Origin of the sequence: Synechococcus sp. MIT S9508, from assembly GCF_047303045.1 — a bacterium.
In the GTDB taxonomy this organism is placed as follows: domain Bacteria; phylum Cyanobacteriota; class Cyanobacteriia; order PCC-6307; family Cyanobiaceae; genus Synechococcus_C.
Genome location: NZ_CP138941.1, coordinates 1,293,498 through 1,310,513, shown reverse-complemented (window position 1 = coordinate 1,310,513; position 17,016 = coordinate 1,293,498). Strand labels below are relative to the sequence as shown.

Below are 17,016 nucleotides of genomic sequence, written 5' to 3'. Positions count from 1 at the left end.
CAGAGCCCATCAGGCGTAAGACTGCCGCAGTCAATACCAGTTTGTTCATGGCCGATTCCTCCCGTTTCCAGCCCAACGCGTCCCTGGATGTGGTGGGAATCGGCAACGCCATCGTGGATGTACTGGTCCAGACAAAAGACGGTTTTCTCAGTGAGCACGGACTGCAGAAAGGAGGAATGTGCCTGATCGATGAACAGCAGGCAGAAGCTCTTTACAAGTCCAGTGGTCCTGGACTGGAAACCTCCGGCGGATCGGTCGCCAACACCATGGTCGGTATCGCTCAGCTTGGCGGCCGAACCGGGTTCATCGGTCGGGTGCGAGATGACCAGCTTGGATCGATCTTCAGCCACGACATTCGTGCCGTAGGCACTCGATTTGAGACCCCCTCCGCCACCAAAGGCGCGACCACCGCACGCTGTCTCATTTATGTGACACCGGACGCAGAGCGCACGATGTGCACCTTCCTCGGTGCATCAACTCAGCTTGAGCCGGAGGATCTCGACCTTTCCATGGTCAAGGAGACGAAAGTGCTCTACCTCGAGGGCTACCTCTGGGACAGCCCTGCAGCCAAAAGGGCCTTCATTGCGGCCGCGGAGGCTTGCCGTGCCGCCGGCGGGAAAGTCGCGCTATCCCTCTCCGATGGCTTCTGCGTGGATCGCCACAGAGAAAGCTTTCTCGAGCTGGTGAACGGTCATGTCGATGTGCTATTCGCCAATGAAGTGGAGATCAAATCCCTCTACCAAACCGAAGACTTCGACACCGCAATCGAGAAGGTCCGCGGTTGTTGCTCGGTGACGGCGGTGACACGCGGAAGCGACGGATCCGTTGTTCTCAGCGGCGATCAGCGCTGGGACATCGGAACCTACGGACTCGGCGAACTGGTTGACACCACTGGTGCCGGTGATCTCTACGCCGGAGGATTTCTGCATGCCTTCACCCAGGGCCATTCACTGGAGCGCTGCGGTCAGCTGGGAGCACTGTGTGCCGGTCAGATCGTCACCCAGCTGGGTGCTCGTTCCCAGGTCTCGCTTCCAGAGCTGCAGAAGCAGCATCTGGACTGACAGCACCCAGCGCCCACGCCGCATAGGCAGCTCCAGCCTGTGCGGCCATCTGGAGAATTTCGGGAGTGTCGTGGCTGTGCAGTGCCTCCAGAGCTGAAAGCAGCTCTTCCAGGCGATCAGAGCTTGTCTTGATCAGCAACTGCACTTCCTGCGCACGCTCAATCTTCCCCTGCCAGCGGTAGCAGGACTGCACTGGCATCGAGGTGATACAAGCAGCCAACCGACGGGTGATCAATTGCTCAGCAAGCGCATCGGCCTTGATCTGATCAGCCTCCGTGGTGAGGACCACTCTCAGGTCCGTTGACATGGGCATCCAGCTGTCGACACAACTGCTTCACGCTATGAACAACGTCAACTCCAGGCATCGGGTTGGGTCGTTTCAGCTTCCAGAGCCGAATGGACTGGCGACGGGCCAGATCACTCCAGAGTTGATCCGCAGCTCCACCCGACTGACGACAAAGCACATCGCTGATCTGCCAGCGACGGCAGAGTGCCGCTTCCAACCCCCCAGTGCGATCACCGGTCCCAGGCCTCAACACAGCCAGCCGTTCGCCAGACAAGCCCGCAAGACCAGCCTGGCGTACGGCTTCAGGTGTGGGCAGGACCCTGGCATGAACCAAGGCTCCTGCCAGCCTGGCTGCCGTCGCTGCGGCGGCCAGCTGCCGCGCGCCTACGGCAAGAAGCAGATGGTGGCCCGCAAGAGCACAGTCAGAGAGATCACTGACTGTTGCGAGCAGTGATTCATCCGACACGGCGTGGTCAGGCCGTTCGAATCGAAGCAGCGGCAGATTGCACCTGGAGCAGGCCAACTGGAGTTGAGCACTGATCTGCAGAGCGAAGGGATGGGTCGCGTCCAGGACCAATGTCACACCCCTCGCCGCCAGGTGTTGCTCGAGAGGGTCTTGAGATGGGAATGGCCCCACATGCAGGTCATCCAGATGAATGCCGGCATAAGCCCTTGCCGCAGCTGCACTGACAACACTGATACTGACGCGATGACCAGACTCCTGCAGAGTCCTCGCGATTCCTGGTCCTTCGCCGGTTCCGGCAAAGACCAGCACATGGTTCTGGCGATTCCGCCAGCGGTGCATCAAGATGGCGCTCACCGACCAGGCCGAGGATGAATCACTGCGTACTTGAGGTGGATGTTCTTCAGGCTCCCACCCTGCGATACACCCAAGACAATCAGACACCAATCGCTGAAATGGAGGTTGGTTTTGATGCGTTGCGTCCCGATGATCCCAGAGGTCAACTGAAGGTGGTGGGATGGGGCAATCTTGCCCAGGATCTGCAAAATCGCGTGCAGGTCGGCCAGCGCCTACTGATCGAGGGCAGGCTTCGGATGAACACGGTGCCCCGTCAGGACGGTACCAAGGAAAAACGCGCTGAATTCACACTCGCCAGGCTGCACCCGGTGTCGGATGGTGCAGGCTCCACAGCTCCAGCCCAACCTGCAGCGTCAGCTCCTGCGAAAAGGACTGAAGCTGCTGCTGCGCCCACAGCTGCGCAAGAGCCTGCAGCGCAGTGGAATGCCGCGCCGTTGGTTCCAGACACAGATGACATCCCGTTCTGAACCACAGCAAATTCTGTTCAGCGCTGATCGGCGCCGTAGCTGAAATGCTCTGAGGCACGCTGTAACAGCTGGCCCAGCTCACGCTCGAGTGCGGCCAGGTCCAGGCGGAATTCCTGCCATCGCCCCCGGTCAATCTGTTCCAGCAACCAGGCCCTGTCCTGCTCAAGCTGCTGAATCAGCGCCGTTGCATCGTCCATTGCGTTCTGATCCTGGTCTTGCGCTCGGGTGCTGTCCATCAACTGCGGCCGCAGGCCCATCCATCCTGAACCCCGCACGGTCAGAATGGCGCCACTTCCAATGCCGCATGAACGATCTGCTCTCGCCAGGAAGCCTGGTCACCATCGCCGGAGGTGTGCTCACCGTGGTGGGTGCTGTGGCCTACGGGACCGGCGCCGCCAACTTGAGCCTTCCGACAATTTTTTACGGCATTCCGATCCTGCTGGGTGGACTGGCCTTGAAGTCATCGGAATTACCACCGGCCAAGCGCGTCACGCCAAAAGCGCAATTCAAAGGAGAACGTCAGGCTGCCACTCCAGAACTGGGAAAACTTCTCGGCGATGTCACGCGTTGGCGCTATGGCCAGAAAGCCCATCTGGAAAGCTCTCTGGAATCTCTCAAGCTCTGGGATGAAGACAACCCTCCTCAGCTGCTGGAGATTGAGGAGATCATGCAAAGCGGTCATTACGGACTGCGATTGCGTTTCGCCTGCGAGGCCGTTCCTCTTGAGATCTGGCAGGAGCGAAGAGACCGACTGAGCCGCTTTTTTGCCAAGGGCCTCGAGGCAACCATCAAACCTCTGAGTGGAGACCGACTGGATTTGCTGCTTCTGCCAGTGGGTGTTTCGACATCGGATCAGCAAGGTGAGTCCGGAGAAGTGGCGAATGGATGATGCCCTCAGGGTCTCTGTTCTGAGTGAGGCTCTTCCGTATATCCAGCGATTCGCAGGCCGCAGGATCGTGGTCAAGTACGGCGGTGCAGCCATGGCCCATTCCGAACTGCAATCCGCCGTATTCAGAGACCTGGCGTTGCTCTGCAGTGTCGGAGTTCAGCCGGTTGTTGTGCACGGCGGTGGTCCAGAGATCAATCACTGGTTGAAGCGACTGGCCATCGCGCCGGAATTCAAAGACGGTTTGCGTGTGACCGACCCTGAAACTATGGACGTGGTGGAAATGGTCCTGGTCGGGCGAGTCAACAAACAGATCGTGAATGGACTCAACCGACTTGGCGCCAAAGCGGTCGGCCTGAGCGGCAGTGACGGCAGTCTGGTTGAAGCCCGCGCCTGGGGAGATGGCAGCCACGGGATGGTCGGCGATGTGGCCAAGGTCAACCCCGACGTGCTCGAAGCCCTGCTGGAACGCGGTTATGTGCCCGTGATCTCCAGTGTGGCCGCCAATCCCGATGGAGTGGCCCACAACATCAACGCCGACACGGTGGCTGGCGAAGTTGCTGCCTCCCTGCAAGCCGAAAAGCTGATCTTGCTGACCGATACTCCAGGCATCCTGCGCAACCGAGAGGATCCAGGGTCTCTGATCCGTCAGCTGAAGCTTTCAGAAGCCAGGCAGTTGATTCACGAGGGCGTGGTGGCCGGGGGGATGACACCTAAGACCGAATGCTGCATCAGAGCACTCGCCCAGGGAGTTTCCGCTGCCCACATCGTGGATGGGCGCGTCGCCCATGCCCTGCTGCTGGAAGTGTTCACCGATGCAGGCATCGGCACCATGGTGGTGGGACGCAGCTGAGGGATGAGCACAGGGCTTGCGGCAGCCGAACGGGCACTCGAACGGGGTGATTACGGCCTGTGCTTACGCCTGCTGGAACCGCTCGCCGCCGCCAACCCGATCACTGAACCCGAAGGAGCTGCCATCCGCATGGTGATGGTGACGGCCTGGATGGGACAGGGCGAGGAACGCAAAGCGATCTCCACCTGTCGTCTGCTCACACGCTGCAAGGATCCTGATCTACGCAACCGGGCTCGTCAGTTGCTGAGTGTGCTCGAGGCTCCAAGCCTTGAGCGTCCTGCTCGCTGGTCGATGCAGTTACCGACGCTGGACATGGCTCCCCGCATGGGGGAAGGGAGCCCCAGCAGCAGCCGACGACGAAAGCCCACTCCACCACCTCCTCCACCAACCGGTCCCACCCAGGCCCCATCAGCAGGTTTTGCCGTGCTGGTGCTGACAGTGCTGCTCGGGCTGACCCTGTTGCTCAGCGGATGCGTGCGCGTCAAAGCAGAGATTGATCTAGCGGGTCCCGATCGCCTGGCGATGAGCTGGCGGATCAACAGCCTGAATGGCCACAGTCTTCCCTGGCAGCAGAACTTCGCCAAGGCGCTGCGTGCCGAAGGCCTGAACTGGACAGTGCAGAAAGACCGAACGGGCTCTCTCAACCTGATCAGCCCCACCCTGGGTTCCGACCAGGCCGCCAGGCTGATGCGCAGCAGTGTGGAGCTGGCTGGACGCAGCGCGGGCGTGACCCTTCCCACACCCGACTTGTCAATCGTGGAGAGGAACTGGTTGATCGGAGTGCAGCAGCAACTGAATCTGCGCCTTGACCTCTCACCCCTCGCCGAGTTCCCCGCAGGAGATCTGCAGGTCAGCATCACCCCTGTCCATGACCTCCAACAGGTCAACAGCAGTCCCATGACCGGTCGGTTGAAGGGGGATGTTCTGCTCTGGGTCCTCGACAGCGGCAGCGTCAATCAACTGCAGATCCGCCGCTGGCAGTGGAGCCCGCTAGGGCTTGGCAGTGTACTGATAGGCCTGCTGCTGCTGCTGAGTTTTCTGCTCCAGTCCATGCGCGTTCGACTCGGCTTCGGCTATCCCGAGCTGCCGTCCTGATTCAAAGCTGCAGAGGATCCGGGTCAACGGAAAGGGAAACATCTTTGGGGAGCCCTTCCCAAAGACCGGTACCGGGGGGCAGGGGGATCTCACTGTCCTGGGGACCGTGGAGAAGCAGCTGCCAGCGACTGCGGCCCGCCACCCGAGCCACAGGCGCAGGTGCAGGACCCAGCAGTTGCCAGCCTGCAGCGGCACAGCCTGCACGAATCCTTTCAGCCAGCAGGGTTCCCGCAGTCGCCGTATCGCTCGCGGACTCTCCCGAAAGGCGAATCAGGCAGGCCCGCGCAAAGGGAACCAATCCGGCTTCGCGGCGCAGGGTCGATTCCTCCTCCAGAAAACGTTCGTAACGACCATCCACCAGGTGTCGGATCACTGGGTGGTCAGGGCTGTAGGTCTGAACTAGCACCTCACCGGGCTTCTCCGCGCGCCCAGCCCGGCCAGCGAGTTGAAGCAGAAGTTGCAGGCACTGCTCTCCAGCCCTCAGATCAGGTCGATGCAAAAGACCATCGGCGGCAAGCACTGCTGCCAGAGTCACGCGTGGCAGGTCCATCCCCTTGGCCAGCATCTGCGTTCCGACCAGCACATCGGCCTCACCCTCCGCAAACTGGTCCAGCAGTCTGCGGTGACCATCACGACCGCCTGTGGTGTCGCGATCGAACCGCAGCAGACGCAGGTCACTAAGTTCCTCGCCAAGACGCTCCAACACCCGTTGTGTTCCTGCACCAAAGGGCTTGAACGCCAGGGAACCGCATGACGAGCATGCGGGTGTGATGGGTGCTCGATGGTCACACCAATGACAGCGCAGCCACTGCTGCGCGCCCCGACTGCCGTGAACCGTGAGAGGAACGTCGCAATGAGGACACATCACCACCTCTCCGCAGCTGCGACAGCTCAGAAAGGTGCTGTATCCACGCCTCGGCACCAGCACGACAGCCTGCTCCCCTTTCTCTGGGAGCTGTGCCAGCCGATCCATCAGGGCACGACTGATCAAGCGTTTATTGCCCTCGGCTAATTCATGCCGCATGTCGATGATCCGTACAGGTGGCAGTGGCTGGCTGGAAATCCGCGAGCGCAGCCGTGCAAGAACCAAAGATCCATGAGGCTGGAGACGACTCCAACTCTCGAGCGAAGGAGTCGCGCTGCCAAGCAGCAGACGGCCGCCCTGCAGCTTGACCCGCTCTGAAGCCATGACCCTTGCGTGATAGCAGGGCATGGGTGAGTCCTGCTTGTAGGAGTTGTCATGTTCTTCGTCCAGAACCAAAAGGCCCAGCGGGCGCAGGGGAAGGAACACAGCGGAGCGCGTGCCCACCACCACCACAGGGTCGCCGCTCACGAGACAGCGACGCCAGGTGCGAACCCGCTCACGGGGGGTACAACCGCTGTGATATTCCAGAACCCTCTCTCCGAAACGCTGTCGGCAACGATCCACGAGCTGGGGAATCAGGCCGATCTCGGGAGTGAGCAGCAAAACGTGACGGCCAGCCACCAGCTCTGCTGCTGCCAGCTGCAAGTAGACCTCGGTCTTGCCGGAGCCGGTGATGCCCCAGAGCAGCAGACCTCCACCCTCAGGAAGTGATTGAAACCTGTTAACCACAGACTGTTGCTCATCGGTCAGCGAGCGCGGTGACTCCAGCTCAGCAGCCCTGGCTGCTGACTGGTCTGATGCACGAGGGCCGCTCTCAGATTTGCGTTGCCGGCGGATCAGGCCCTTGCTCTCCAGGCTCTTGACCGTGCCCGACTGAAACCCCTCCGCCAGCAGGTCCCGCTGCCAGGCGCCACCGCCTCGGCGTTCGAGCTCTGCCAGCAGTGCGCTCTGCCTGGTGGCCTTCGGGAGAGCGGAGGGATCAGCAGCCTCAAGCCGCTCAATCCACCAGAGCTGGCGCAAGGCAGGGGTCGAACCGGGCCGTTGGCCCAGCCATCCCGGAGGCAATGCCGCCTTGAGCATGCGAAAGGGACTGGTATGACAAAGGACCGCCATCGCATCGAGCCATGACCGCCAGGATGGGTCGACTGCAGCGCGCTGCACCAGCTCTTCAACGGGGTTGAGCTGTAGACCATCGCTGTCAGCAGAATTCGCCTTTGCTGTGATCAATCGACAGCCCGTGACCAACCCCTGCAGTCGACGACCTCGCAGCCGGACCACCACAAGATCACCCAATCCCACGCCGAGACTCAGGCTGTCGCAATAGATAAAAGTACGCCCGTCACGACCGGCCTCCAGCCAGACATCGACCTCCGAGAATGACTGCGCGGCAGGCGGGCTGGAGGATTGGTTGACGGGGGTTGCCGACATCACATGTTTTTCTTAAGATACAGATGTTGGACAGCTCAACAGCTGTTGTCGGAACAGAGCAGAGTTCCGTCCAGTGGGAAGACACGAAGCTCGAGCCAGGGTTCATCCCGACGGCCGACCGGTCTGCGAACGCCCCTGACAGCCCTGCCCCTGCCCAAAGCCCACCAATTGATTCTCGATCACTGTCTTAGTCGTCTACCCCTCTGCTTGGGGCAGATCTGAAAGCCGTGATGCGCCTCCAAGCCGAGCTTGGTTGCGATTTAGTTGACTGCGTTAGTTCCGTACACCCTCACCATCCCAATCCCCATGAGTCCTGCTGCGAGCAAGTCAGCTCAGCCCACCGCTGCAGCGCCCAAGACGGCCTCCTCCAAAGCGGCGTCGTCCAAGGCGGCTCCATCCTTCGTGATGCTGGCGGATTCCAAAGGACTAGCGAAGGGTGTGAGTAAGAAGACCAAGTCGGAGTCCAACACTTCAGCTGCAAAGTCTTCTGCAACGAAGGCCGCCGCGAAATCGAAACCGGCCACCAAGAGCAGCGCAGCCAAGAGCGGGACAGCAGCCAAGAGCGGGACAGCAGCCAAGAGCGGGACAGCAGCCAAGAGCGGGACAGCAGCCAAGAGCGCATCAGCTGCCAAGAGCGCATCAGCTGCCAAGACGGCCAAGACAACGAAAAGCGCGAAAACCTCTGCTGCAGCAACACGTGCCAAGAGCGCGGCCGCTGTCAAGCCCGCTGATCTTGATGCTGCCGCTGATCAGTTGCTGGCCAAGACCTCCGGCAACCCTTCTGCCAGCAAGGAGGAGAAAGCCAAAGCAGACGCCAAGGCAAAGGTGCTGGCGAGCATCAAGGTTGGCCCCAAAGGGGTCTACACCGAAGATTCCATCAGGGTTTACCTGCAGGAGATCGGCAGGATCCGCCTGTTGCGCCCAGACGAAGAAATCGAACTGGCCAGAAAAATCGCCGATCTTCTTTACCTCGAGGAGCTGGCGGCTCAGTTCGAAAGCGACAACGGCCGCGAACCTGACAACAAGGAGTGGGCGGCATTGGTTGAGATGCCGTTGATTCGTTTCCGCCGGCGACTGATGCTCGGCCGTCGGGCCAAGGAAAAAATGGTTCAGTCGAACCTGCGCCTTGTGGTGTCAATCGCCAAGAAATACATGAACCGGGGCCTGAGCTTCCAGGACCTCATCCAGGAAGGCAGTCTGGGCCTGATTCGTGCCGCGGAGAAATTCGACCACGAGAAGGGCTACAAATTCTCCACGTACGCCACTTGGTGGATTCGCCAGGCCATCACACGGGCCATCGCTGATCAGAGTCGAACGATTCGCCTCCCGGTTCACCTCTACGAGACCATTTCCCGCATCAAGAAGACCACCAAAGTGCTCAGCCAGGAGTTTGGCCGCAAACCGACGGAAGAAGAGATCGCAGAATCAATGGAAATGACCATTGAAAAGCTGCGCTTCATCGCCAAGAGCGCCCAGCTTCCGATCTCCCTTGAGACTCCCATTGGCAAAGAAGAGGATTCCCGCCTTGGCGACTTCATCGAAGCCGACATCGAGAATCCGGAGCAGGACGTCGCCAAAAACCTCTTACGTGAGGATCTGGAAGGCGTGCTGGCCACCCTCAGTCCCAGAGAGCGCGACGTTCTACGCCTGCGTTATGGCCTTGATGATGGACGGATGAAAACCCTTGAGGAGATTGGCCAGATCTTCGATGTCACCCGTGAGCGGATCCGCCAGATCGAAGCCAAGGCATTGCGCAAGCTGAGGCATCCCAACCGGAACGGGGTCCTGAAGGAATACATCAAGTGATTGCATCACAGCAGCTCTCAGATCAATAAAGAAAGGAGGCCATTGGCCTCCTTTCTTTATTGGAATCTTCCTCAGGCCTCAACCATTCAGTGCGACTCAATGCTCTCGGTAAATTCCTGAAATGCCTTCTTCAAACGCTCAACGGGCGTTTCCGATGGAGGACATTCCTGGTTGGTGGAACGGGTATAGGCCTGAAGAATGCGTGCTTCAGGTTCTAGCAGTGCTGCGACTGCAGCCTTAAGCATCACAACATTGCGCTGAGGCGTTAAGCCAGCCAGATAGGAGTGCAGGGACCACGGTCCTGAGTCATCCTGCTTTTCCAGTCGCAGGGGCCGGATCAACTGATAAGCCCGATCGCCATCGGAATCAGTGGTCTGCCTGAGGCGTGCCACCAGCATCACCCCACTCGTCAGCAAGACCAGCCGAATCGATCCCTCACTCAACAAAGGCAAGAAAGGTACCGATTCATCCGCCTGAACCAGAGAGGAGCCGGCGGATGACTGGTTCAGCTTCACCCCGTTGACCACAGGACCAGGCATTACGACCCTCGAGAACGTCTAAATCGTAAAGCTGCTCGCCTTGGAGAGTGGGCGATGCCGCTGAGATGGAAGGCCTAGAGGCGACCGCGGGCCTGCATTCTGTGAAATCTTGAACGGAACTGGGCCTTCGACTCCGTAGGCTGAATGGCTGTTTCAACGTGCCCATGGCTCTCGAGCAACTGCGCATCGCCTCCCGCCGCAGCCAGCTGGCCATGGTGCAGACCAACTGGGTGAAAGCCGAACTGGAGAAAGCCCACCCAGGCCTGGCGATCTCGGTGGAGGCCATGGCCACTCAGGGCGACAAAATCCTGGATGTGGCCCTGGCGAAAATCGGCGACAAGGGCCTGTTCACTAAGGAATTAGAGGCCCAGATGCTGGTGGGTCGAGCGGAGATCGCCGTGCATTCGCTCAAGGATCTACCCACCAACCTGCCCGATGGGCTGATGCTCGGCTGCATCACCGAGCGGGAAGATCCCGCGGATGCCCTGGTGGTGAACAGCAAGAACGCTGATTACACGCTGGAAACGTTGCCGGAGGGATCCGTCGTGGGCACCAGCTCATTGCGCAGATTGGCTCAGCTGCGGTACCACTTCCCCCATCTTCAGTTCAAGGACGTTCGCGGCAACGTCATTACCCGACTCGAGAAACTAGATGCTGGTGGCTACGACTGCCTGATCCTCGCGGCGGCAGGCCTGAGTCGACTCGGATTCGGAGATCGGATCCACCAGATCATTCCTGGCCACATCTCACTCCATGCCGTGGGACAGGGAGCCCTTGGCATTGAATGTGTCACAGACAACAAAGATGTTCTCAATATCATTCAAGTGCTTGAGCATGGCCCCACCAGCGGACGATGCCTGGCTGAGCGGGCTTTCCTCCGGGAACTTGAAGGCGGCTGCCAGGTGCCTATTGGAGTGAACAGCCGCATTGATGACCATGAACTGGTTCTCACCGGAATGGTGGCCAGCTTGGATGGCAAGCGAATGATCCGTGATGAACGCCGTGGCCCCCTCGGCAATCCTGAGGATGTGGGCCTGAAGCTCGCAGCAGACCTGAAATCTCAAGGCGCAGGCGAGATCCTGAAGGAAATCTTCGCCTCGGTTCGCCCCGAAGCCTGACAAAAATCAGCGGGTGATCATCACTGGCGTGCCCACGTCCACCAGCTCGTAAAGCTTCTGAACGTGGGCATTGAGCATGCGTACGCAGCCATTCGACACCGCCGCGCGGATTTTCACCCAATGAGGCCAGGGGGTTCCATGAATTCCGAATTGGTTGGGTCCCTGCTGTAGGAATCCGATCCAGCGATGCCCAAGTGGGCTAGCAGGCCCTGTCACGGGATGAACCCGGCCGGATTTCGTGCTTTCGTACTGAGGATTGACAAGCTTGGTCTCGACCCGGAACACACCCGTCGGAGTTGGAGTCTTGGGATCACCAATCGCCACAGGCCAGCTCCCGATGGACTGACCAGCGCGGATCACACTGATGCGTCGCTGCTTGAGATCGAGGTGAATGCTGGTCTCAGCATTCAGGGAATGCACTGTCGCTGAAGCAAACAACGGTGTCTGCAGCTGAGGCGAAGCAACCGCTGGACCCAGTGCAACCAGAGCCAAGGAAACGGCCCCAAAAACCGCCAGCGAAGAACAACCAACGCACTTGAGACGCATTACCAGACAGCCAAGACTCACTGGTCTCAACGTATCCACTGGTCGAAGGAAAAACCGCACACCAGTGGAGGACTTTCTGAAGAAACCTCTTCAATCCATCACTGACTGCAGCAAAGCCTGCGGTATCCAGCCTCTTCAGGGCAGCACCGAAAAAGCAAACCAGAGCAGACAAACAGCAAAGGCAAGATTAATGAGATGGCGTCCTGCTCTCAGATGCTGGGGATTGCGCTCACGGTCAAAAAGATGCAACACCGCGGCCTGCAGCATGTAGATGCCGAACACCAGGATGAGCGAACCAAGAGTCATGGTTCCCCAGTCCAGACACGAGGCGACCAAAGCGACCACACCCCAGGCGAGATTGGCGAATCCCACCTCGATCTGGAAATCATTGCGCTTGCCGAGATCCCAGCCCATCCGCACCGCATCGCTGCGATGAAAGACGGCATGACGGACGAATGACAACAGCCCCACACCACCAACTGACCAGAGCGCTACCCACTGAAGGGCAGAAGCAATCTGGCCTGAAGACAGGGCATTAAATCCAAAGAAGAGACCGATGCCACCCACAATCCAGGTGACCTGCATCAGCAACTTGGCAATCCGGGGATGGGTGGGCAGCATCATGTTGAACTCGCAGAATGCGTAGATCAATCCACGAGCTTGGGATCGATCTCAGCCAGATAACGAGCCTCACAGGTCTTGATGATCTCAATGGCTTTGTCCGTACCGAAGAATCCATTCACGGTGCAGGTTCCTGGCTTCTTCAGATCCTTGTAATGCTCCCAATAATAAGTGGTTTCCTTTTTCCAGTGATCACCAAGATCCTCAAAGCTCTTGATGTGATCCATGCGCTTGTCATCAGCCAGCACAGCGATGACTTTGTCATCAACCTCACCACCATCGTCAAAGGTCATGATGCCGATGATTCGAGCTTCAACGATCGAACCTGGAACCAAAGGCTCAGTGACATTGACGATCTCAATATCAAGTGGATCTCCGTCCTCATCCCAGGTCCGGGGAATGCAGCCGTAAGCGAATGGATAGGCCAGAGAGGAATAACCAACCCGATCCAACTTCAGATGACCGGTCTCGGTGATCAGCTCATACTTGTTGATCGTGTTCGAGTTGAGCTCCACGATCGTGTTCAGACGCAACTCGGATTCGTCAGCAAAGGCCGGCAGCACATGCAGCAGGTTCGGCATGCTGCGGCTCGGAGCCTGGTCGAGATTGGCCATGGAAGACGGCGTTCGGAGCGGTGATATTACGAGCACGTCTCAACGCAGCTTTGTGCTCAACCGTATGGTGCAGCTTTGACATTCACCGCAGGCTGATCCAGCACAAAGCACGGGGCAGAGGGTTAGGCCCGGATGGTGAACAAGCGCTCCAGCTTCGCTTCCAGGTAGTTCAGGAAGGGATCACTTGAGAGAGATCGGCCGGAAACCTGCTCGACGAGCTGTTCAGCATTGAGGGCTCGCCCGATGGGATGGACGTTGTCTCGCAGCCAACCGAGCATGACGCTGAGATCACCACGGCGAATATGCTCTTCGGGGGACCCAATCGCCGACGTCATTGCCTCGCTCAACTGCGCGCTCACCAGGTGCCCAAGTAGATAGGAGGGGAAATAACCAAACAGACCTTCGCTCCAGTGCACATCCTGGAGGCAGCCCTGCGCATCATCTGCAGGGGTGACCCCCAGCAATTCGCGGTAACGACGGTTCCATTCGCTCGGGAGATCCTCCACCGGTAGACCCTTTTCCAGCAGAGCCAGCTCAAGATCGGTTCGCACAAGGATGTGAAGTCCGTAGCTGAGTTCATCCGCTTCCACCCGGTTGCAACCGGGAGCCACCGGATTCATCGCCTTCCACAGATCCGACGATGACCCCAGAGGTGCACCCGCAGCGGCAAAACGTTCCCACCAGAGTTCTGCAAAGGGTTGACTGCGGGCTACCCGGTTTTCCCAGAACAGCGACTGACTTTCATGCACGGCCATCGACGTGGCCTGACCGAGAGGCCAGGCGAACCACTGATGCGCAGAGGTCGGCAGTCCCTGCTCGTACAACGAATGGCCCCATTCATGGGCTGTGGCCAGAAAACAGGACAAAGGCTGACCAGCCACCACACGCGTGGTGATGCGGAAATCGCGAGGACCCAATGTGATTGAAAAGGGGTGTGGCGACGCCGCGACGCATGTGATCCCTTTGTCCCTGCCCCAGTCGCTGAGGAGCTGATCACACAGTTGCTGCTGAGTCGATGCTGGCAAGTCCCAGCTGAGAGACGACGGTCTTGGACTGCCCTTGAGTTGCTCCAACAACTCAGGCAAACGTCTGCGCAGCGGCGCGAACAGATTTTGAAGCCGCTGAAGCGTGAGGTCAGGCTCAAACGGCTGCGCGAGGGTTTCCCAGCAACTTCGCGGTTCTGCCAGCTGACGGGCCTGTTCCTGCCGCAGCTCCACCATCAGACGAAGAGCTGGTGCAAACAGAGCAAAGTCGGAAGTCCTGCGGGCCTGTTGCCAAAGGTCGTAACCCTGGGATTTTGCAGTGGCCAGAGCACTGACAAGATCAGGATCCAGTGCCTGCTGCCGCTGGAGATCCTGCTCAAGCAGATCCAGGTTGCGGGCATGGCTAGTAACAATCTCAGGGGGATCTCCACTGTTGGAGCGGGTTCGCCACTCATCACGGGCTTCCGCGATCAGCTCCGCGTAGTGCGCAGAGCTCTGGCGTGCATGGAGCTGGCGAGCCAGCAGAGCCAGTTGCTCACCCCGCCAAGCTGCACCACCGCTTGGCATTCGGGTGTTTTGATCCCAGTAGAGCGTCCTGGTTATGGAATCCATAACCTGGGTTTCGTGAAGGTGCGAGCCAAGACGATCCCAAGCCGTTGTCCCGGCAGCCATTGGCTTCATCGATCTAAAAAGACCTTAACCAGCTTCCAGATCGGAGCACAGAGACCAGAACGGAAATGCCTGATCGATCTGGCTTAAAGCCATCAACCGTCAGGACAACTCCTGATCGTCACTTGCACTGGAATCGGGTTCCCCACCTTCAGCTCGCAGAGCCCTCTCGAGGGCATTGACCTGGGCTGTTCGTTCAGGGGATTCAACAATCACGTTGACTTGTCGGACAGCGACGAGCTTGCGCAATAGCAGAGCGATCAGCCAGGAGGCCGTAGCGAAAACTGCTGCGAAATACAGGAGTCGCATGATCTACCAAGATCTGGCGGAAACGCTGTTCTAATTGAAACGGCGTTTCAAGGGCGTAGTCGAGATCGACAGTCCGCTTATGGCAGCTCTCCATCGTCTTCAGGAGAGCCGATCTCCTGATCCTTTTGTTCCTCGAGCGTCAGCCGTTTCAACTGGCGCTGATCATCCTGGCGCCTGAACAGCTCGTGAAATCGATTGATCAGATAGTCGACGTCTGTCATGAACCAAGCCCTGCTTCGCAAGCTGACCGCACACTCAACACATTGTCCCGCGGATCTGGCGATTGATTCAGTCTTTGCGGCAATAGCCACCGCCCATGGGGTTCCAACCAGACGGACAGTTCTCATCCATCGCCGGGCGCAGGGTGTAGCTCATCAATCCGAGAGCGCTGCACTTGCCGTTTGACATATCGATGTAGCCCATCGGGCACTCAGCAGTGAGTTTCTTGACCACGCGTTGCGCCCTTGCCGGAAGCGGTGAAACGCTGACCATGGGAACAAGAATCAGCAGAAGCCAGCCCAGTCTGTTGAACATCGAATGACTAGAACCGCTGCTCACGCTCCAGGCTAGAGCTGAAGTTCAACGATGATGTCCAATGGCAGCACTGCTCAGCCTTCAGGAACGCGAAGACCTTCGCGCCAATCTGACGCAGTGGCAGGTGGGGGATGAGCGCCTCAAGCGCCAGTGGCAGTTCAGCGATTTCAGTGAGGCATTCGCCTTCATGACCAGGGTTGCCCTGTTGGCGGAATCGATGCAGCACCATCCCAACTGGAGCAACGTCTACAACCGGGTGACGATCGAACTGACCACGCACGACCTGGGAGGGCTCAGCAATCTGGATGCCGAGCTGGCGCGATCCATCGACGCCTTGCTGTAAGCCGCTGCCAGAATGATTCTTAGACAGGCAATTTTCCTATGACATCCAGCGTGAAGAGAGCCGCTGTGCCGGTGACGATTCTCACTGGCTTTCTTGGAGCTGGGAAAACGACGCTTTTGAACCACATCCTGAGCAATCAGGAGGGTCTGAAAACAGCTGTTCTCGTGAATGAATTCGGGGAAATCGGCATCGACAACGAGTTGGTGGTGAGCACCAACGAAGACATGGTCGAACTGAGCAACGGTTGCATCTGCTGCTCCATTAACGGCGAGCTACTAGAGGCCGTCGACCGCATCCTCAACAGACCCAAACCTGTCGAGTACCTGGTGGTGGAAACCACGGGTCTGGCTGATCCACTGCCAGTTGCCATGACGTTCCTGGGCAGCGAGCTGCGTGATTTGACGAGGCTCGACTCGATCATCACCTTGATTGATGCTGAGAACTTCGGAGCAGAGGCCATTGCCAGCGAAGTCGGCCGATCACAAGTGATCTATGGCGACATCCTGATGCTCAACAAGACCGATCTTGTCGATGAAGGGCGCGTGAAGGATGTCGAACAACAGCTGCGCGACGTCAAAAAGGACGCACGCATCCTGCACTCAGTCAAGGGGGATGTACCGCTGCCCCTTCTCCTGAGCGTGGGTCTGTTCGAATCCGACCGAGTGGTGAACGAAAGCCATGACCACAGCCATGACCATGAGCATGAGCATGACCACAGCCACCATGACCATGAGCATGACCACGGCCACAGCCACAGCCACAGCCACCATGACCATGAGCATGACCACGGCCACAGCCACCATGACCACGGATCCGCGGATCATCTGGCCATCGAAGGCTTCACGTCACTGTCCTTCTCAAGCAGTGATCCCTTTGATCTGAGAGCCTTTCAGAATTTTCTCGACAACCACCTGCCCGAAAGCGTTTTTAGAGCCAAAGGAATCCTCTGGTTCAAGGAAAGCGAGCGACGTCACGTATTCCATCTGGCAGGCAAACGCTTCTCAATCGACGACAGCGACTGGACCGGAACCCGCAAGAACCAACTGGTGCTGATCGGCCGTGGACTCGACCATGACGCCCTGAGACATCAGCTTCAAGAATGCGTTGTCGTGCCTGTTGATCAGTAAGTGCAGGCGAAGTTGCCCCGTATTCAGCAAACACGATTAGGCTGGC

Annotated in this window: 21 protein-coding genes; 9 read left to right on the top strand and 12 right to left on the bottom strand. The window is 58.7% G+C overall.

Features of this window, described 5'->3' with window-relative positions; translation table 11 throughout:
- Positions 1–47: 47 nt before the first annotated feature.
- A complete protein-coding gene (locus SIB42_RS06870; RefSeq protein ID WP_067092883.1) occupies positions 48–1,061 on the top strand; it encodes an adenosine kinase in 1,014 nt (337 codons plus the stop codon).
- On the opposite strand, the gene cutA is transcribed toward SIB42_RS06870, so the two are convergent.
- Positions 997–1,368 carry a divalent-cation tolerance protein CutA gene (gene cutA / locus SIB42_RS06865; RefSeq protein WP_231856296.1) on the bottom strand — a complete coding sequence of 124 codons (372 nt, stop codon included), beginning with the start codon at positions 1,366–1,368 and terminating at the stop codon, positions 997–999. The two genes, SIB42_RS06870 and cutA, sit on opposite strands and share 65 nt — an antisense overlap.
- Positions 1,328–2,167 carry a precorrin-6A/cobalt-precorrin-6A reductase gene (locus SIB42_RS06860; RefSeq protein ID WP_082824966.1) on the bottom strand — a complete coding sequence of 280 codons (840 nt, stop codon included), beginning with the start codon at positions 2,165–2,167 and terminating at the stop codon, positions 1,328–1,330. The genes cutA and SIB42_RS06860 overlap by 41 nt, the downstream gene beginning before the upstream one ends.
- Before the next feature lie 14 nt (positions 2,168–2,181).
- Here SIB42_RS06860 and SIB42_RS06855 point away from each other — a divergent pair, with 14 nt between their 5' ends.
- Positions 2,182–2,634, top strand: a complete 453-nt coding sequence (locus tag SIB42_RS06855; protein WP_067092881.1) for a single-stranded DNA-binding protein — start codon at positions 2,182–2,184, stop codon at positions 2,632–2,634.
- Between the two features lie 17 nt (positions 2,635–2,651).
- Here the strand turns inward: SIB42_RS06855 and SIB42_RS06850 are convergent, their stop codons facing one another.
- Entirely contained in the window at positions 2,652–2,831 is a 180-nt protein-coding gene (locus SIB42_RS06850; RefSeq protein ID WP_067093135.1) for a hypothetical protein, read from the bottom strand.
- Between the two features lie 107 nt (positions 2,832–2,938).
- On the opposite strand from SIB42_RS06850, the gene SIB42_RS06845 reads away from it, so the two are divergent.
- From SIB42_RS06845 to SIB42_RS06835, 3 genes are read left to right on the top strand one after another with little or no spacing between them, the layout of a single operon-like run.
- The gene (locus tag SIB42_RS06845; RefSeq protein ID WP_067092880.1) at positions 2,939–3,523 is read left to right on the top strand and encodes a DUF2854 domain-containing protein; all 585 of its coding nucleotides are present in this window, start codon (positions 2,939–2,941) and stop codon (positions 3,521–3,523) included.
- Positions 3,516–4,373 (top strand): acetylglutamate kinase, encoded by an 858-nt coding sequence (argB, locus tag SIB42_RS06840; protein ID WP_067092879.1) that lies wholly within the window; start codon positions 3,516–3,518, stop codon positions 4,371–4,373. The genes SIB42_RS06845 and argB overlap by 8 nt, the downstream gene beginning before the upstream one ends.
- 3 nt (positions 4,374–4,376) lie before the next feature.
- Positions 4,377–5,468, top strand: a complete 1,092-nt coding sequence (locus tag SIB42_RS06835; protein ID WP_067092878.1) for a DUF3153 domain-containing protein — start codon at positions 4,377–4,379, stop codon at positions 5,466–5,468.
- Position 5,469: 1 nt separating this feature from the next.
- On the opposite strand, the gene priA is transcribed toward SIB42_RS06835, so the two are convergent.
- Positions 5,470–7,761 (bottom strand): primosomal protein N', encoded by a 2,292-nt coding sequence (gene priA, locus SIB42_RS06830; protein WP_067092877.1) that lies wholly within the window; start codon positions 7,759–7,761, stop codon positions 5,470–5,472.
- A 306-nt stretch (positions 7,762–8,067) separates the two neighbouring features.
- Here priA and rpoD point away from each other — a divergent pair, with 306 nt between their 5' ends.
- On the top strand, positions 8,068–9,567 hold the full coding sequence (gene rpoD / locus SIB42_RS06825) for an RNA polymerase sigma factor RpoD (RefSeq protein WP_067092876.1): 1,500 nt from the start codon (positions 8,068–8,070) through the stop codon (positions 9,565–9,567).
- Between the two features lie 86 nt (positions 9,568–9,653).
- Here the strand turns inward: rpoD and SIB42_RS06820 are convergent, their stop codons facing one another.
- Complete coding sequence (locus SIB42_RS06820; RefSeq protein WP_067092875.1) at positions 9,654–10,106, bottom strand: DUF6561 domain-containing protein; 453 nt, start codon at positions 10,104–10,106, stop codon at positions 9,654–9,656.
- A gap of 164 nt (positions 10,107–10,270) precedes the next feature.
- Here SIB42_RS06820 and hemC point away from each other — a divergent pair, with 164 nt between their 5' ends.
- The gene (gene hemC / locus SIB42_RS06815; RefSeq protein WP_067092874.1) at positions 10,271–11,224 is read left to right on the top strand and encodes a hydroxymethylbilane synthase; all 954 of its coding nucleotides are present in this window, start codon (positions 10,271–10,273) and stop codon (positions 11,222–11,224) included.
- Positions 11,225–11,230: 6 nt separating this feature from the next.
- Here hemC and SIB42_RS06810 read toward each other — a convergent pair whose 3' ends face one another.
- From SIB42_RS06810 to SIB42_RS06780, 7 genes are all read right to left on the bottom strand, one after another.
- On the bottom strand, positions 11,231–11,716 hold the full coding sequence (locus tag SIB42_RS06810) for a L,D-transpeptidase (RefSeq protein ID WP_231856295.1): 486 nt from the start codon (positions 11,714–11,716) through the stop codon (positions 11,231–11,233).
- A 189-nt stretch (positions 11,717–11,905) separates the two neighbouring features.
- The gene (locus SIB42_RS06805; RefSeq protein WP_156485084.1) at positions 11,906–12,391 is read right to left on the bottom strand and encodes a DUF6790 family protein; all 486 of its coding nucleotides are present in this window, start codon (positions 12,389–12,391) and stop codon (positions 11,906–11,908) included.
- Between the two features lie 26 nt (positions 12,392–12,417).
- Positions 12,418–13,005, bottom strand: coding sequence for an inorganic diphosphatase (locus SIB42_RS06800; RefSeq protein WP_067092871.1), 588 nt, complete (start codon positions 13,003–13,005; stop codon positions 12,418–12,420).
- A 122-nt stretch (positions 13,006–13,127) separates the two neighbouring features.
- Positions 13,128–14,660 carry a carboxypeptidase M32 gene (locus tag SIB42_RS06795; RefSeq protein ID WP_067092870.1) on the bottom strand — a complete coding sequence of 511 codons (1,533 nt, stop codon included), beginning with the start codon at positions 14,658–14,660 and terminating at the stop codon, positions 13,128–13,130.
- 99 nt (positions 14,661–14,759) lie between these two features.
- On the bottom strand, positions 14,760–14,966 hold the full coding sequence (locus tag SIB42_RS06790) for a hypothetical protein (RefSeq protein WP_067092869.1): 207 nt from the start codon (positions 14,964–14,966) through the stop codon (positions 14,760–14,762).
- Positions 14,967–15,043: 77 nt separating this feature from the next.
- Positions 15,044–15,187: a hypothetical protein gene (locus SIB42_RS06785; RefSeq protein WP_156485083.1), complete on the bottom strand. Its 144-nt coding sequence runs from the start codon at positions 15,185–15,187 to the stop codon at positions 15,044–15,046.
- 67 nt (positions 15,188–15,254) lie between these two features.
- Entirely contained in the window at positions 15,255–15,524 is a 270-nt protein-coding gene (locus SIB42_RS06780) for a hypothetical protein (protein ID WP_413327684.1), read from the bottom strand.
- Positions 15,525–15,561: 37 nt separating this feature from the next.
- Here SIB42_RS06780 and SIB42_RS06775 point away from each other — a divergent pair, with 37 nt between their 5' ends.
- Both SIB42_RS06775 and SIB42_RS06770 read left to right on the top strand, forming a co-directional pair.
- Positions 15,562–15,843, top strand: a complete 282-nt coding sequence (locus tag SIB42_RS06775; protein WP_067092868.1) for a 4a-hydroxytetrahydrobiopterin dehydratase — start codon at positions 15,562–15,564, stop codon at positions 15,841–15,843.
- A gap of 38 nt (positions 15,844–15,881) precedes the next feature.
- Positions 15,882–16,970 carry a CobW family GTP-binding protein gene (locus SIB42_RS06770; protein WP_067092867.1) on the top strand — a complete coding sequence of 363 codons (1,089 nt, stop codon included), beginning with the start codon at positions 15,882–15,884 and terminating at the stop codon, positions 16,968–16,970.
- The last annotated feature ends 46 nt before the right edge of the window (positions 16,971–17,016 follow it).